Here is a 15584-nt window from a genome sequence, read left to right on the forward strand (position 1 = left end):
GAGATGACGACTACGACACTCAGCCCCACCCCGGCCGCGGCTCCCGCGGACGCCCCGCCCGCGCCCGGCCCCGCCGCCGCACGCGCCCGCCGCAAGCGCGTCCTGCACTGGATCGCCGTGCACAGCGTCGCGATCGCCGTCGCGCTGCTGTTCATCCTGCCGTTCGTGTTCGTCTTCCTGACGTCGGTGATGAGCGACAGCCAGGCGATGAGCGGCGACCTGTGGCCTGACTCCTGGCACTGGGAGAACTACAAGGCCGTCTTCGAGACCGACGGCTTCCTCGACTGGTGGAAGAACTCCCTGCTCTACGCGGGCCTCGGGACCCTGTTGACCGTGTGCTCGGCGATCCCCGTCGCGTACGCGCTCGCCAAGTTCCGCTTCCGCGGCCGCCGGACGGCGATGATCCTCGTCATCTCGACGATGATGCTGCCGCCGCAGGTCATCGTGATCCCGATGTATTTGGTGTGGGCCCAGCAGTTCCATCTGTCGGGCACCCTGTGGCCACTGATCATCCCGATGGCGTTCGGCGACGCGTACTCGATCTTCCTGCTCCGTCAGTTCCTCCTGACGATCCCGAAGGAGTACATCGAGTCGGCGAAGGTCGACGGCTGCGGTGAGCTGCGGACCCTGCTCAAGATCATTGTCCCGATGGCCAAGCCGGGCATCGCCGCGATCGCGCTGTTCCAGTTCTTCTACTGCTGGAACGACTACTTCGGGCCGCAGATCTACGCGGCCCAGAACCCGGCGTCCTGGACGCTGTCGTACGGCCTCGAGTCCTTCAAGTCCGCACACAGCGTCAACTGGAACCTGACGATGGCCGCGACGCTCCTCGTGATGGCGCCGGTCTGCATCGTCTTCTTCTTCGCACAGAAGGCCTTCGTCGAAGGCGTCACCCTCACCGGAGTAAAGGGCTGAGAACCGATATGAAGCTCGCTGTGGTCGGCGGAGGCTCGACCTACACACCCGAACTCATCGACGGATTCGCGCGGCTGAGGGACACCCTGCCGATCGAGGAGCTCGTGCTCGTCGACCCGGCGGCCGACCGCCTGGAACTGGTCGGCGGCCTCGCGCGGCGCATCTTCGCCAAGCAGGGTCACCCCGGCGTCATCCGTACGACGAGCGATGTGGACGCCGGTGTCGCCGACGCCGACGCGGTCCTGCTCCAGCTGCGCATCGGCGGCCAGGCCGCCCGCAACCAGGACGAGACCTGGCCGCTGGAGTGCGGCTGCATCGGCCAGGAGACGACCGGCGCGGGCGGCCTCGCGAAGGCGCTCCGCACGGTGCCGGTGGTCCTCGACATCGCCGAGCGGGTGCGCCGCGCGAACCCGAACGCCTGGATCATCGACTTCACCAACCCGGTCGGCATCGTGACCCGCGCGCTGCTCCAGGCCGGGCACAAGGCCGTCGGTCTGTGCAACGTCGCGATCGGCTTCCAGCGGAAGTTCGCGCGGCTGCTCGACGTGACGCCGTCGCAGGTGCACCTCGACCACGTCGGCCTCAACCACCTCACCTGGGAGCTGGGCGTCCGCCTCGGCGGCCCGGACGGCGAGAACGTGCTGCCCCGCCTGATCGGCGAGCACGGCGACGCCATAGCCGAGGACCTGCACATGCCCCGCGCGATCGTGGACCGCCTCGGGGTCGTGCCCTCCTACTACCTGCGCTACTACTACCAGCACGACGCGGCCGTGCGGGAGATGCGCACCAAGCCGTCACGGGCCTCCCAAGTGGCCGCGATGGAGCGGGAGCTGCTGGAGATGTACGGCGACCCGACGCTCGACGAGAAGCCGGAGCTGCTCGCCAGGCGGGGCGGCGCCTTCTACAGCGAGGCGGCCGTGGACCTGGCGGCGTCACTCCTCGGGGGCGGCGGCTCCCCGTACCAGGTCGTCAACACGTACAACAACGGCACCCTGCCGTTCCTGCCGGACGACGCGGTGATCGAGGTGCAGGCGGCGGTCGACGGCAAGGGCGCGAGGCCGCTGGCCGTGCCCGCGCTCGACCCGCTGTACGCGGGCCTCATCGCGAACGTCACCGCCTATGAGGACCTGGCGCTCGAAGCCGCCCTGCGCGGCGGCCGCGACCGCGTCTTCAAGGCACTGCTCGCCCACCCGCTGGTGGGCCAGATCGACTACGCCGAGCAGCTCACGGACCAGCTGATCGCGCACAACCGGGAGCACCTCGCGTGGGCCTGAGCTCTTCTGTGAACGGCTGGGTGCTGGCGATCGACGCCGGCAACAGCAAGACCGACGTCGCGGTGGCCGCGGCCGACGGCACCGTCGTCGGCGCGGCCCGCGGCGGCGGGTTCCAGCCGCCCAAGGTGGGCGTCGAAGCCGCCGTCGACGTGCTCGCCGAGGCCGTCGACCGCGCGCTCGCCGAGGCGGGCACGACCACGGTGGGACACGTCTCGGCGTGTCTCGCCAACGCCGATCTCCCCGTGGAGGAACGGGAGTTGGCGGCGGCGCTGCGCACGCGCGGCTGGGCCGCCTCCGTCGACGTACGCAACGACACCTTCGCCGTCCTGCGCGCCGGGCTCCTCAAGGACTCCGAGCCGCGCGGCGTCGCCGTCGTGTGCGGCGCCGGCATCAACTGCGCCGGAATGCTGCCCGACGGACGCACCGCCCGCTTCCCGGCGATCGGCAAGATCTCCGGGGACTGGGGCGGTGGCGGCGGCCTCGCCGAGGAGGCCCTCTGGTACGCGGCGCGCGCCGAGGACGGCCGTGGCGACGCGACCGCCCTGATGCGCTCCCTGCCCGCGCACTTCGGGCTGCCCTCCATGTACGCGCTGATCGAGGCGCTGCACCTGGGCCGCATCCCGATGGAGCGACGGCACGAGCTGACGCCGGTCCTGTTCGCCACGGCGGCGGACGGCGACCCGGTGGCCCGCGCCCTGATCGACCGCATGGGCGACGAGGTCGTGGCCATGTCCGTGGTGGCCCTGGACCGGCTCGGCCTGCTCGACGAGGAGGCTCCGGTGCTCCTGGGCGGCTCGGTGCTCGCCGCGCGTCATCCCCAACTCGACGACCGGATACGGGAGATGCTCGCCGCGCGCGCCCCGAAGGCGGTGCCGCGTGTGGTCAGCGCCCCGCCCGTCCTGGGCGCGGTGCTGCTCGGCCTCGACGCCGTGGGGGCGGACGAGGACGTGCACGCGCGCGTGCGGGCGCACTTCGGCGGCTGAGCGGGCCCCTGCTGCACGCGCTGCCGCGCCCGGCGCGCGCGGAGGGAACCGATCGGATTCCCCTCACGTGTTCAAGGGCAGGGGCTGCACGACGGCGGGCGAGGGGGCGGTCGATTTGGTGCGTTCGCACGGGAATCCGAACAAGATCCAGTCAATGGCTGTGCGGATGTCAGTCCCTGCGGCAATACTTGCGGCCGTGCACCTTCGCCCGCGCTCCCCGCACGCCGGACGGAAGTGACGGCCGATGACCATGGGGGAGGTCGAGTGAACAACCCGCCGAACGGCAGCACAGCGCCGCCGGGGACGATCGGCGCGCCCACGATGCCGTCCGTGCCGCCGCAAGTGCGGCCGCCGCACGCGCAGGGCCCGGAGCCCGCCGCGCCCGCGCGCGGCACCGCATGGGCGGAAGGCGTCGACCGGGTGCGCGCCGCGGCGACGACGGAGCCGGGGCGCCTGCGCATCATCGGCGCCGTACTCGCCCTGCTCGTCGTCGCGTTCGGCGCGGTCACGGCCTGGCAGACGACCGACCGCTCGGCCGCCGCGGACGACGTCCTGCACAGCAGCCAGCCCCTGAGCGCCGACGCGGCGGACATCTACCGCTCGCTCGCCGACGCCAACACGGCGGCGTCCAGCGGGTTCCTGGCGGGCGGCCAGGAGCCGGCCGAGACGCGGGACCGGTACGAGAAGGACATCAGCACGGCCGCGGAAAAGCTCGTGACGGCCGCGGCGAACTCGGACCCCGACTCCCCCTCCACGGCCGCCATTTCGAAGCTGAACAAGCTGCTGCCGCAGTACAAGGGCCTCATCGAGCGCGCCCGCGCGAACAACCGGCAGGGCTTCCCGCTGGGCGGCGCCTACCTGCGGTACGCGAACGAGACGATGCAGGAGCAGATGCTCCCCGCGGCCGAGGACCTGTACAAGAAGGAGAACGAGCGGCTCCGCTCGGACTACGACAGCGCCACGCCCTACCCCTGGGCCGCGATCGGCCTCGGCGTCGTCGCGCTCGGCGCGCTCACCTGGGCCCAGCGGCGCAACTACCGCCGGACGAACCGCGTGCTCAACCACGGCCTGGTCGCGGCGACCGCCGCGTCCACGGTCGTCCTCCTCTGGCTCGTCGTCGGGCACAGCGTCGCCCGCGCGGGTCTCCACGAGTCGTACGACCACGGGGTCCGCTCGCTGAACGTGCTGCACGACGCCCGCATCGCCTCCCTCAAGGCGCGGGGCAACGAGAATCTGACGCTGGTCAGCCGCGGCGCCGAGACCGTCGAGGTGAAGGGCGTGGCCAAGGACGCCTTCGACGTGGACTACCAGAACCAGATGAAGACGCTCGCCACGAAGCTCGGGGACGCGACGAAACTCGCCGACGACAGCACGGGCAAGCGGCCCGTCCTGGCCGCGGGTGACAACATGCGGGTGTGGCAGGACCGCCACAAGGACGCCCGCGAGCAGGACGACGCGGGCAACTACCAGGGGGCGCTCGACAAGGTGATCGGCTCCGCGCAGGACAAGCCGACCCGCGAGTGCTTCGACAACGTCGACAAGGAACTGCAGTCCGCCCTGACGCACGAGCAGGCGGAGTTCAAGCAGGCGGCCACCGACGGGCGCGGCGCGATGACGGGGCTCCCGGTGGGCGCCGCCGTACTCGCCGTGCTGGGCGCGGCGGGCGCCGTGCTCGGCATCGGGCGCAGGCTTTCGGAGTACCGGTGAGAGGGGGCGGGACAGCCATGAGCGCACGGCGTACGCGGATCAGCCTGCGCGGCTGGGGCGGCGTGGCGGCCATGGCGGTCGCCTGCGCCCTGACCGCGGTCTTCGCGCTGCTGCTCCCCCTGACCCGGGGCGCCGGCGCGGACGGCAGCACGGGCGTGGGCGGCCCCGGTCTGGCCACGGGCGTGCAGGCCAGGGCCGACGACTGCACCGAACCGGAACGCAGCCTCTCGCCGTCCGGGAGCGAGTCGGGGGCTGCGGTCAAGGCCATCAAGAAGCGCGGCTACCTCATCGTCGGCGTCGACCAGAACAGCTACCACTGGGGCTACCGCGACCCGAACAAGAAGTCCAGCGAGCTCGAGGGCTTCGACATCGACCTGGCGCACGAGATCGCCCAGAAGATCCTCGGCGACCGCGACCTGATCCGGTTCCGCGCGATCCCGACCAACCAGCGCATCCCGGCGATACAGCACGGGAACGTCGACATGGTCGTCCGCACGATGACGATCAGCTGCGAGCGGCTCGATGACGTCGCCTTCTCCACGGCGTACTTCCAGACCGGACAGCAGGTCCTCGCGCCCAAGACCTCCTCGATCACGGGGTACGACAAGTCGCTCGCGGGCAAGCGGATCTGCACGGCGGCCGGCTCGACCGCCTTCGACCGGCTCGACGCCGACCGGAAGGCGGGCACGCTGGCCCCCGGCGCCGACATCTCCACGACGGTGCCGAACCAGCTGGACTGCCTCGTCCGGCTGCAGCTCGGCGAGGTGGACGCCGTGGTCACGGACAGCGCGCTCGCCGCGGGCCAGGCCGCGCAGGACCCCACGGTCGAGCTCAAGGGCACGCCCTTCACCAAGGAGTTCTACGGCGTGGCGATGAAGCGCGGCACGGACGACCTGGTACGCCGGGTCAACCAGGTCCTGGAGGACTTCCGCAAGGACGGCGGCTGGCAGGACTCGTACGACACGTGGCTCAAGGACGGTCTCGGCGCGGCCTCCGGGCCGCCCGCACCGAAGTACAAGTAGCCCCGGCCGGGCGCTGCTTGCGGCACTTGCACAGCGGCGGCCGGCGTCGGCCGGCGGCATCGATGTGAACGGAGAGGTGATCGATGGGCGTCACGGGACCCCCCGGTCCGGTGATGGACCGGGACGAGGTGGACCGTGCGCTGGCGCGGCTCGGCGCGGAGCACGAGGCGATCGAGACGTCGCTGTTCGCTCTCCAGGACCACGCGGGCCGCAGACTCCTCGAAGGCGCGCGGCTGACCGGCACCACCCATGAGCGCTGGGCCGCAGCGGACCAGGCGATCACCCTGCTGTGGACGTACTTCGACGCGTACACGGCCGCCCTGCGCTCCGCCCGTGAGATACGGGCGCGGCGCCGCTGGTCGAGCCGTGAGGATCTCGTCGAGCTGACCGAGCTGCTGCGCGGCGAGAGCGTGACCGTCGCCGGAAGCGGACCCTCCTCGCCCGCGTCGCTCACCGGTCCCGCCCGGCTCAGCGACCGGTTCACGCTCGCCGGCCTGGTCGAGCGGATGAACGACCTGTACGCGAGGTCGCTCGACATGGTGGTCGCCGCGGACGCCGTCTGGTCCGCGCTGCCCGCCCGGATAGACCTCCTCGCCGCCGAGCTGGGCCGCACGCGTCAGCTCGCGCACTCCGTCGGCGTACGGCCGGGTGAGCACCCCTCGGGCGACGACCTGGAGCGGATCACGCACGCGCTGACGCGGCTGCGGGAGGACGTCGTGTCCGATCCGCTCGCGTACTGGCGTTCCGCGCCCGGCAGTTCGGCGCCCGGCGGCGGCCGGCCCGACACGACGGCGTACGACCGTGAGGCCCAGGCGCTGGAGGAGGTGCGCCGCGAGATCGACGCGGTGCTGACCGTGCGGCAGGACGCGGAGGTCCGGCTCGGCAGGCTGCGGGACGTCCTCTCGCGCGCCGACCGCACGCTCGCCGAGGCGCGGTCCGCGCGCGGCGAGGTCCTCGCCAAGATCGCCGCGTTCGAGGTGCCCGCGGTCAGCGGCCCGCCGACGGCGCTCCAGGAGCAGCTGGCGACGGCGGCCGAGTACCGCAGATCCGCCCAGTGGCACCGGCTCTCGCCTCTTCTGGAGACCCTGGAGACGAAGGCCGAGGAGGAACTCCTGCGGGCACGCGAGTCGTTGACGGAGGTCACACAGCCTCTGGCGGTCCGTGCCGAGCTGCGCGGCCGTCTCGACGCCTACAAGGCGAAGGTGGCCCGGCTCGGGTTCGCCGAGGACCCGCTGCTCGTGGAGCGTTACGACGCGGCCCGGCGGATGCTGTGGAGCGCGCCCTGCGATCTGCGCGCGGCCGAGGACGCGGTCCTGCGGTACCAGCGGGCGGCCGCCGACGTATTGGTCCCGCGGGTGCCCGAACAGGGCGGTCCCGCCGACCGGAGGGGGGAATCATGAGCGAGCAGCGGCAGTGCCAGCGTCCCGGGTGCACGGGGTCGTACGAGGACGTGGGCGGCGGGGAGCTGTACTGCGACACCTGCGGTCTGGCCCCGGTGGTCTCGCCGACGGGCATGGTGGGGTCGTCGCCGACGGGCGTCACGGGCGGCGGCCGGGGTTCCGGCAGTGCGAGTGCGCGCAGCAGTTCGCGGTCGTCGCGGGCCAGCTCGCACTCCTCGTCACGCTCCTCGCAGTCGCGCCGGTCGGTCTCGGGCCGGCTGTCGCGCTCCCTGTCGGGGCAGTCGACATCGCGGTCGGTGTCGGTGCGCAGTTCGGGCGCCTCGGCCGCGTCGTCGGGCCGCGGGCGCCTCGGCGTGGGCCTGGTCCAGGTGCCGGACGTGCCGCGGCCCGACCCGCGGGCGATGGTGCAGGACAACCCCGAGGTTCCCGAGCGGAAGCGATTCTGCTCGCGCTCGGACTGCGGGGCGCCGGTGGGCCGTGCGCGCGGTGAACGCCCGGGCCGCACGGAGGGGTTCTGCACGAAGTGCGGCCACCCGTACTCGTTCGTGCCGAAGCTGCGTACGGGCGACATCGTGCACGGCCAGTACGAGGTGGTGGGCTGCCTCGCGCACGGCGGGCTCGGCTGGGTCTACCTCGCCGTGGACCGCGCGGTCTCCGACCGCTGGGTCGTCCTCAAGGGCCTCCTCGACACGGGTGACCAGGACGCGATGGCCGCGGCGATCTCGGAGCGGCGCTTCCTCGCCGAGATCGAGCACGCGAACATCGTCCGCATCTACAACTTCGTCGAGCACCTCGACCAGCGCACCGGCTCCATGGACGGCTACATCGTCATGGAGTACGTGGGCGGCAAGTCCCTCAAGGAGATCGCCAACGGGCGCCGCACCCCGGCCGGCAAGCGCGACCCGCTCCCGGTCGAGCAGGCCTGCGCGTACGGGATCGAGGCGCTGGAGGCGCTCGGGCACCTGCACAGCCGCAACCTCCTGTACTGCGACTTCAAAGTCGACAACGCCATCCAGACGGAGGACCAGCTCAAGCTCATCGACATGGGCGCGGTCCGCAGGATGGACGACGACGAGTCGGCGATCTACGGGACCGTGGGCTACCAGGCGCCCGAGGTCGCGGACGTCGGCCCCTCGGTCGCCTCCGACCTGTACACGGTGGCGCGCACACTGGCCGTCCTGACCTTCGACTTCCAGGGCTACACGAACGTCTTCGCGGACTCGCTGCCCGACCCCGACAGCATCGAGGTCTTCCGCACGTACGAGTCGTTCTACCGGCTGCTCGTACGCGCCACCGACCCCGATCCTGCCCGCCGTTTCGCGTCCGCGCAGGAGATGGCGGAGCAGCTCACCGGCGTGCTGCGCGAGGTCGTGGCCCTCCAGACGGGCCGTCCGCGGCCCGCGCTCTCGACGCTGTTCGGGTCCGAAGTCAAGGTCACCGACACGGAGTTGTTCGCGCAGCTGACGGGCGATGTGTCGCGGTTCGGGGTACGGGCGGAGCCGGGGCGGCGGAAGGGACGGCGCGCCCTCGCGCCCGCCGGGGCACCGGGGGGCGCCGCCGCCGCGCTCCCCGGCGCCCCGGGTGCCCCCGGCGCCCCCGCCTCGCTGGTGAAGCCCCTCGACGCCGCCGCCACCGCGCTCGCGCTCCCCGTGCCGAGGGTCGACCCCGGCGACCCGAACGCCGGGTTCCTCGCGGGGCTCATGGCGTCCGCGCCGGGCGAGCTCATCACCGCGCTGCGCGCCGCGCCCGCTACCTCCTTGGAGCTGCGCCTGCGCGAGCTGCGGGCCCGCCTCGAAATGGGTGAACTGGTCTCCGCCGCCCATGCGTTGACGGAGCTGGAGGCGCAGCACCCGGACGACTGGCGGGTCGTCTGGTACCGCGGGGTCGCGGCGCTCGCGACCGGCGACCACACGAACGCGGCCCTGTCGTTCGACGCGGTCTACGACGCGTTCCCGGGCGAGCCCGCCCCGAAGCTCGCGCTCGGCGTGTGCGCGGAGGTGCTCGGCCAGCTGGACAACGCGGCGGAGTACTACCGACTCGTCTGGGCCACCGACCCCAGTTATGTGAGCGCCGCGTTCGGCCTGGCCCGGGTGCAGCTCGCCGCGGGCGACCGGCACGGCGCCGTGCGCACCCTGGAGTCCGTACCGGAGTCGTCGATCCACTACACGGCGGCCCGGGTCGCCGCCGTGCGGTCCAGACTGCGGCAGCGGATGGCGGAGGCGGCCGCCGCGCACGGGCCGCTGCTCGACGACCTGACGGCCGCGGCGGGCCAGGTCGAGGCGCTGGACGGGTTCGGCCTCGACGCCGTGCGCCGGGAGCGGTTGTCCACCGAGGTCCTTGGCACGGCGCTCGACTGGGTACTCTCCGGTAGTCAAGGTTCCGCTCCGCGCCAGGGACCCGTGAGGACGCTGGTGCTGGGGAACGATCTGGACGAGCGCGGGCTGCGCCTCGGCCTCGAGCGCTCGTTCCGGACACTGGCCAGGCTCGCTCAGGTTGGCGAGGAGAGGATCGAACTGGTGGAGCGGGCGAACCGTTACCGTCCACGGACGTGGGTGTGAGTTGATGTCGCAGATGCCTCGGCCGACGGCCATGTCGACGTGCCCCAGCTGTGAGGAGCCCCTCGAGTCGGGTGACCGCTTCTGCGGCGCGTGCGGGTACGACCTGTCGGCGGTGCCGGCCCCGCCGGACGACCTGCCGACGGTCACCCTGAGCACGGACGGCGCGGCGCCGGCCCGGACGCCTGCCGTGGACTGGCCGTCCGCCCCCGAGCTCGACAGCTCCGACACCCCGGCACCCGTGCATCTGCCCACCGACCTCCAGGGCACCGACTCGGGCGGCTCCGAACTGCCCACCGCCGTGCGCTTCGACGGGGTTCCCGAGCAGGCCGGTGAGTCCGCCGCCGGCGACTACACGCTGCCCGCCCCCGATCCCCGTACCGCGCCGCCCGAGTCGCTCGCGACCCCGCCCGCGGGCACGAAGCTCTGCGTGGCGTGCCGCGCCGGGCAGGTCGACCAGGACGGTTACTGCGAGAACTGCGGGCACGCGCAGCCGCGCGAGCGCGATCATATGGAGCAGGAGCTGGGCGCGGTCGCCGCGGTCAGCGACCGGGGGCTGCGCCACCACCGCAACGAGGACGCGTTCGCGATCGCGTCGGCCGCGCTGCCCGACGGGTCGCCGTCCGTCGTCTCGATCGTCTGCGACGGCGTCTCCTCGGCGACCCGCCCCGACGAGGCGTCCCTCGCCGCGTCGCGCGCGGCGAGCGAGGCGCTCCTGGAGTCCCTGCCGCGCGGCACGCATCCGCAGCAGGCCATGCACGACGCCATCGTCGTGGCGGCCGAGGCGGTCAACGCCCTGGCCCAGGAACCGGGTTCGGCCGGTGAGCACGCCCCGCACCAGAACGCGCCCGCGTGCACGCTGGTCGGCGCGATCGTCGCCAAGGACCTGCTGATCGTCGGCTGGGTCGGCGACTCGCGCGCCTACTGGGTGCCCGACGACCGCACGGCCCCCGCGGCCCGCCTCACCGAGGACGACTCATGGGCGGCGCAGATGGTCGCGGCGGGCCTGATGAACGAGGCGGAGGCGTACGCGGACGAGCGCGCCCACGCGATCACGGGCTGGCTCGGCGCGGACGCCTACGAACTGGAGCCGCACACGGCCTCGTTCAAGCCGGACCGTCCCGGTGTGGTCGTGGTGTGCACGGACGGGCTGTGGAACTACGCGGAAGCCGCGGAGGAGATGGCCAGGGTCATCCCGGCCGACGCGGCGCACCGTCCGTTGCACAGCGCCCAGGTCCTGGTGGGCCACGCGCTCGACGGCGGCGGCCACGACAACGTAACAGTGGCCGTGCTGCCGTTCCCCGTACCGCCCGCGGGGGCAGGATCGGCGTAGGCCGGGCAGCGCGGGGAAGTCGCCGGGCCGTCGGGGAAGTTCCACGTAGGTGCACGAAGGCGTAGGGGGGACCAACAACCATGGCCAAGTTCTCGAAGTCGAGCGTTCCGCAGTTCGCGGTCGACGTCTATCAGAACGAGTTCCTGCCGGAGGGCGGCCGCGAGGTCAACGCGATCGTGACCGTGACGTCGACGGGCGGTGGCACGGTCGGCGGCGCGGTGGCCGCTCCGCAGTTCTACGCCGCGGGCCGGGGGGCCGACGCGGCGGTCGCACTGATGGTCGACTGCTCGGGCTCGATGGATTACCCGCCGACGAAGATGCGCAACGCCCGTGACGCCACCGCCGCCGCGATCGACACCCTGCGCGACGGCGTGCACTTCGCCGTGATCGGCGGGACGCATGTGGCGAAGGAGGTCTTCCCGGGAGGTGGCCGGCTCGCGGTCGCCGACGCGCAGACCCGCGACCAGGCCAAGCAGGCCCTGCGCAAGCTGTCCGCGGGCGGCGGCACCGCGATCGGCACCTGGCTGCGCCTCGCCGACCGGCTCCTGTGGGCCGCCGACGTCCCCGCGTCCTCGGTGCGTCACGGCATCCTGCTGACCGACGGGCGCAACGAGCACGAGTCGCCCGAGGACCTGAAGGCCGCGCTCGACGCGTGCGCGGGCCGCTTCACGTGTGACGCGCGCGGCGTGGGGACGGACTGGGAGGTCAAGGAGGTCACGGGGATCGCCTCGGCCATGCTCGGCAGCGCCGACATCGTCGCGGACCCGGCGGGCCTGGCCGCCGACTTCACGCGGATGATGGAGACGGCGATGGGCAAGGAGGTCGCGGACGTCGCGCTGCGGCTGTGGACGCCGCTCGGCGCCGAGATCAAGTTCGTGAAGCAAGTGGCGCCCACCGTCGAGGAGCTGACGGACCGGCGCGTGGAGGCGGGGCCCCGCGCGGGCGACTACCCGACGGGTTCGTGGGGCGACGAGTCCCGCGACTACCACGTCTGCGTACAGGTCCCGAACGCCGAGCTCGGCCAGGAGATGCTGGCGGGCCGCGTCTCGCTGGTGATCCCGGGGGCCGACGGCGGCGTGCAGAACCTGGCGCAGGGACTCGTACGGGCCGTGTGGACGGACGACATGACGGCGTCCACGTCGATCAATCCTCAGGTCGCGCACTACACGGGTCAGGCGGAACTGGCACAGGTCATCCAGCAGGGTCTGGATGCCCGCAAAGCGGGCGATGCGGACGGAGCGACGGCCAAGCTGGGACGCGCGGTGCAGCTCGCCGCGGCCTCCGGGAACGCGGATACGGCCAAACTGCTCTCGAAGGTGGTGGACGTGGTCGACGCCGCGGAAGGTACTGTTCGATTGAAGGCCAAGGTCGCCGAGGCTGACGAAATGACCCTCGAGACCCGGTCCACGAAGACTGTCCGTGTCAAGAAGTGACGACGTAGCGAAGTAACGGAGGGGAAGCGCCGACATGCCGACCTGCCCGAACGGACACCAGTCGGGTTCCGACGACTGGTGCGAGGTCTGCGGTCACCGCATGGCCGGTGCCGTACCCCCGCCCCCTCCGCCGCCGCCCCCGGCCGCCGGTTACGGCTACCCCCAGGGCGGCCAGACCCCGCCTCCCGGTTACGGCTACCCGCCGCCGGGGAACGCGGGGCAGCCCGCTCCGCCGCCGCCCGGCGCAGGCCCCGAGCTGTGCCCGCAGTGCCGCACGCCCCGTGAGGGCGGTGCGCCGTTCTGCGAGGAGTGCCGGTGGAACTTCCTGACGAACACGGCCACGTCCTACACGCCGGCCGCGCCGAACCCGCCGATGCCCGGTCCCGGTCAGGGTCCCGGCCAAAGCCCCGGTCAGGGCCCCGTCGGCCCGAACCCGGCGCTCCGCTTCCAGCAGCCGCCCGGTCCCGGTGACTCCTTCGAGTACCAGGGCTCGCGGCCCTCGCAGATGAACCGGCCCGCCGAGCCGATCCCGCCGTTCGGCGGCGACCCGGCGCAGGGCCCGCCGCCCCCGCCGGCCCCCCGTACGGGTGGCGCTCCGCAGGCGTTCCAGCAGCCGGGTCCGCCGGCGGCGCCGCAGGCATTCCAGCAGCCGGGTCCGCCCGCCCCGCCCGCGTTCCCGCAGGAGACCGGCCGCCCGCAGGGTCCGCCGCCTCCCCCGAGTCCCTCGGGTCCGTCCTTCGGCGGCGGTGACGACTGGGTCCTCTCGCCCCCGTCGGCCCCGGCGCAGCAGGGTCAGGGTCCCGGTGCGACCGAGGCGCCGGGCGGCCCGCAGGGCTTCCCGCCGCCGCAGCAGACGCAGGCCCCTCAGGCGCCCCAGGGTTTCCAGCAGCAGCCGGTTTCCTGGAGTGCGACGATCGGCCCGGACCGTGAGTACTTCATGGCGATGATGCACCGCAGCGGGCCCGAGGCCTCGGGCCTGAACCTGCCGGCGTACTCGCCCGAGCAGCAGCGCCGGCTCACCGGGAACCAGCTGACGATCGGCCGTCGTCGCCACTCCACGGGCGACACCCCCGACATCGATCTGTCGGTGCCGCCGGAGGACCCGGGCGTCTCGCATCAGCACGCGGTGCTGGTACAGCAGCCCGACGGATCATGGGCGGTCGTCGACCAGAACTCGACGAACGGCACCACGGTCAACGGCGGCGACGAGCCCATCCAGCCCTTCGTCCCCGTGCCGCTCCAGGACGGCGACCGGGTGCACGTGGGTGCCTGGACGACGATCACGATCCACCGGGGCTAGCCCTTCCGCGTCTACATCCGGTCCGGCCGCAGTGACCAGGCGTACGGCCCTTCGGGGTCGTCCAGCCAGGCCCACTCGTGCTCGCCGCTGACCGTGACGCCGAACCGTTCCCGCACGGGCCGTCCCTCCCGCTCCCACAGGGCGAGGGCCTCGTGCGGGTCGAGCCGGCCCGCGGTCAGCGAGAGCAGGAACCGGAACAGGTCGTCGGCGAGGACCCTGCGGGGCAGCCCGCCGATGTGCTGCACCGGTTCCTCGCCCTGCGTCGCTCCGCGCAGGGGCACGAAGTAGGCGGGCGTGTGCAGGAAGTGGCCCTCGGCGTGGCCGGCCTCGCCCACCGTGAGCAGGATCAGACCGGTCGCGAGGGGCGCCAGGATGCGTGCCCCCGGCCTGCACTGCGCGGGCCAGGCACTGGGCACGGCCCGCAGCGCGCAGGTCGCGATGATCCGGTCGTACGGGGCGTGCTCGGGGCAGCCGGTCGCACCGTCGCCCGTGACGACGGCCGGCCGGAAGCCCGCCTCGGCGAGGTGCCGGCGCGCGGTCTCGGTGATCTCCGGGTCCAGGTCGACCGTGGTGACATTCCCGTCGCCTGCGCGGCGGGCGAGCAGCGCGGCGTTGTAGCCGGTGCCCGCGCCGATCTCCAGGACGCGGTCCCCTTCGTGTACGTCCAGCTCGATGAGCATCCGTGCCATCAGGGACGGCTGGCTGCTGGACGAGACCAGTTCCCCGTCGCGGACCCGGGTGGCGAGCGGCTCGTCGGCGTAGGCGCCGCGCAGCCAGCGCTCCCGCTGCCGCGGGTCGGGGTCCTCGCGCCACAGCCGCCGATAGCCGGTCGGCGCCGGAAGGTAGTAGTAGGGCACGAACACATGGCGCGGGACCTGCTCGAACACCTCGCGCCAGGCCGGGTCGCCGTCGAAGGCCCCGCTCACGGCGATCTCCCGCACGAGCGCGGCCCGCGCCGCCTCGGCTCCCGCCTCCGGGTCCGTTCGCTGTGAGCCCATACGTCCACTGTGCTGTGCCCGGGACGTAAGAGCGAGCCCCCGTCCGGGGTGTACTCCAGTGCTGGAAGGGCAGGGCCGCAGGGCGGGGCCGGTGGGCAGGGCCTAAGCCTCAAGTCCTCGTCCCGGTCGTCTGAGACGATGGACACGTGCTGCATTTCCCGGGGGCCCACCCCGGGACCCCGGCCGGAACGGCATCGGGGTGACCCGAGCGAGAGTTGTGAGGCCCACCGACGTGACCGAGATTCCGCGCGGCACGCTTCAGGAGCAGACCTTCTACGAGCAGGTCGGCGGCGAGGAGACCTTCCGGCGCCTGGTCCACCGCTTCTACGAGGGGATCGCCCAGGACCCGCTCCTGCGGCCGATGTACCCGGAGGAGGATCTGGGTCCGGCCGAGGAGCGCCTCACGCTGTTCCTGATGCAGTACTGGGGCGGTCCCCGCACCTACAGCGACAACCGGGGCCACCCGCGTCTGCGGATGCGGCACGCGCCGTTCGCCGTGGACCGGGCGGCGCACGACGCGTGGCTGCGGCACATGCGGACCGCGGTCGACGAGCTCGGCCTGTCCGAGGAGCACGAGCACACGCTCTGGAACTACCTGACCTATGCCGCGGCTTCGATGGTGAACACGGCGGGCTGACACCGCCGGCCGGCACGCCGTTATCCG

At 72.7% G+C, this 15584-nt stretch carries 12 protein-coding genes; 11 read left to right on the forward strand and 1 reads right to left on the reverse strand.

What is annotated here, in order from left to right; genetic code table 11:
• The first annotated feature begins 3 nt into the window (after positions 1 to 3).
• From ACZ67T_RS30305 to ACZ67T_RS30350, 10 genes are all read left to right on the forward strand, one after another.
• Positions 4 to 915, forward strand: coding sequence for a carbohydrate ABC transporter permease (locus ACZ67T_RS30305; RefSeq protein WP_469988168.1), 912 nt, complete (start codon positions 4 to 6; stop codon positions 913 to 915).
• Between the two features lie 8 nt (positions 916 to 923).
• A complete protein-coding gene (locus tag ACZ67T_RS30310) occupies positions 924 to 2189 on the forward strand; it encodes a 6-phospho-beta-glucosidase (protein WP_469988169.1) in 1266 nt (421 codons plus the stop codon).
• The gene (locus ACZ67T_RS30315) at positions 2180 to 3172 is read left to right on the forward strand and encodes an N-acetylglucosamine kinase (RefSeq protein WP_469988170.1); all 993 of its coding nucleotides are present in this window, start codon (positions 2180 to 2182) and stop codon (positions 3170 to 3172) included. The genes ACZ67T_RS30310 and ACZ67T_RS30315 overlap by 10 nt, the downstream gene beginning before the upstream one ends.
• A gap of 321 nt (positions 3173 to 3493) precedes the next feature.
• Positions 3494 to 4879, forward strand: a complete 1386-nt coding sequence (locus ACZ67T_RS30320) for a hypothetical protein (RefSeq protein WP_469988207.1) — start codon at positions 3494 to 3496, stop codon at positions 4877 to 4879.
• 17 nt (positions 4880 to 4896) lie between these two features.
• Positions 4897 to 5901: a glutamate ABC transporter substrate-binding protein gene (locus tag ACZ67T_RS30325; protein WP_469988171.1), complete on the forward strand. Its 1005-nt coding sequence runs from the start codon at positions 4897 to 4899 to the stop codon at positions 5899 to 5901.
• Between the two features lie 83 nt (positions 5902 to 5984).
• Complete coding sequence (locus ACZ67T_RS30330) at positions 5985 to 7301, forward strand: hypothetical protein (RefSeq protein WP_469988172.1); 1317 nt, start codon at positions 5985 to 5987, stop codon at positions 7299 to 7301.
• Entirely contained in the window at positions 7298 to 9859 is a 2562-nt protein-coding gene (locus tag ACZ67T_RS30335) for a serine/threonine-protein kinase (protein WP_469988173.1), read from the forward strand. The genes ACZ67T_RS30330 and ACZ67T_RS30335 overlap by 4 nt, the downstream gene beginning before the upstream one ends.
• Position 9860: 1 nt before the next feature.
• On the forward strand, positions 9861 to 11189 hold the full coding sequence (locus tag ACZ67T_RS30340; protein ID WP_469988174.1) for a PP2C family serine/threonine-protein phosphatase: 1329 nt from the start codon (positions 9861 to 9863) through the stop codon (positions 11187 to 11189).
• A gap of 80 nt (positions 11190 to 11269) precedes the next feature.
• Positions 11270 to 12622: a vWA domain-containing protein gene (locus ACZ67T_RS30345; RefSeq protein ID WP_469988175.1), complete on the forward strand. Its 1353-nt coding sequence runs from the start codon at positions 11270 to 11272 to the stop codon at positions 12620 to 12622.
• A gap of 34 nt (positions 12623 to 12656) precedes the next feature.
• On the forward strand, positions 12657 to 13922 hold the full coding sequence (locus ACZ67T_RS30350) for an FHA domain-containing protein (RefSeq protein ID WP_469988176.1): 1266 nt from the start codon (positions 12657 to 12659) through the stop codon (positions 13920 to 13922).
• Between the two features lie 11 nt (positions 13923 to 13933).
• Here the strand turns inward: ACZ67T_RS30350 and ACZ67T_RS30355 are convergent, their stop codons facing one another.
• Positions 13934 to 14920, reverse strand: coding sequence for a methyltransferase domain-containing protein (locus tag ACZ67T_RS30355; RefSeq protein ID WP_469988177.1), 987 nt, complete (start codon positions 14918 to 14920; stop codon positions 13934 to 13936).
• 232 nt (positions 14921 to 15152) lie between these two features.
• Between ACZ67T_RS30355 and ACZ67T_RS30360 the strand changes: the two genes are divergently transcribed.
• The gene (locus ACZ67T_RS30360) at positions 15153 to 15557 is read left to right on the forward strand and encodes a globin (RefSeq protein ID WP_469988178.1); all 405 of its coding nucleotides are present in this window, start codon (positions 15153 to 15155) and stop codon (positions 15555 to 15557) included.
• The last annotated feature ends 27 nt before the right edge of the window (positions 15558 to 15584 follow it).

It is taken from the genome of Streptomyces sp. NPDC107517 (assembly GCF_055582645.1).

Coding starts and splice junctions, on each gene's coding strand:
- ACZ67T_RS30350 (WP_469988176.1), top strand. CDS start 12,657: ATGCCGACCTGCCCGAACGGACACCAGTCGGGTTCCGACGACTGGTGC.
- ACZ67T_RS30355 (WP_469988177.1), bottom strand. CDS start 14,920: ATGGGCTCACAGCGAACGGACCCGGAGGCGGGAGCCGAGGCGGCGCGG.
- ACZ67T_RS30335 (WP_469988173.1), top strand. CDS start 7,298: ATGAGCGAGCAGCGGCAGTGCCAGCGTCCCGGGTGCACGGGGTCGTAC.
- ACZ67T_RS30325 (WP_469988171.1), top strand. CDS start 4,897: ATGAGCGCACGGCGTACGCGGATCAGCCTGCGCGGCTGGGGCGGCGTG.
- ACZ67T_RS30310 (WP_469988169.1), top strand. CDS start 924: ATGAAGCTCGCTGTGGTCGGCGGAGGCTCGACCTACACACCCGAACTC.
- ACZ67T_RS30330 (WP_469988172.1), top strand. CDS start 5,985: ATGGGCGTCACGGGACCCCCCGGTCCGGTGATGGACCGGGACGAGGTG.
- ACZ67T_RS30345 (WP_469988175.1), top strand. CDS start 11,270: ATGGCCAAGTTCTCGAAGTCGAGCGTTCCGCAGTTCGCGGTCGACGTC.
- ACZ67T_RS30320 (WP_469988207.1), top strand. CDS start 3,494: ATGCCGTCCGTGCCGCCGCAAGTGCGGCCGCCGCACGCGCAGGGCCCG.
- ACZ67T_RS30305 (WP_469988168.1), top strand. CDS start 4: ATGACGACTACGACACTCAGCCCCACCCCGGCCGCGGCTCCCGCGGAC.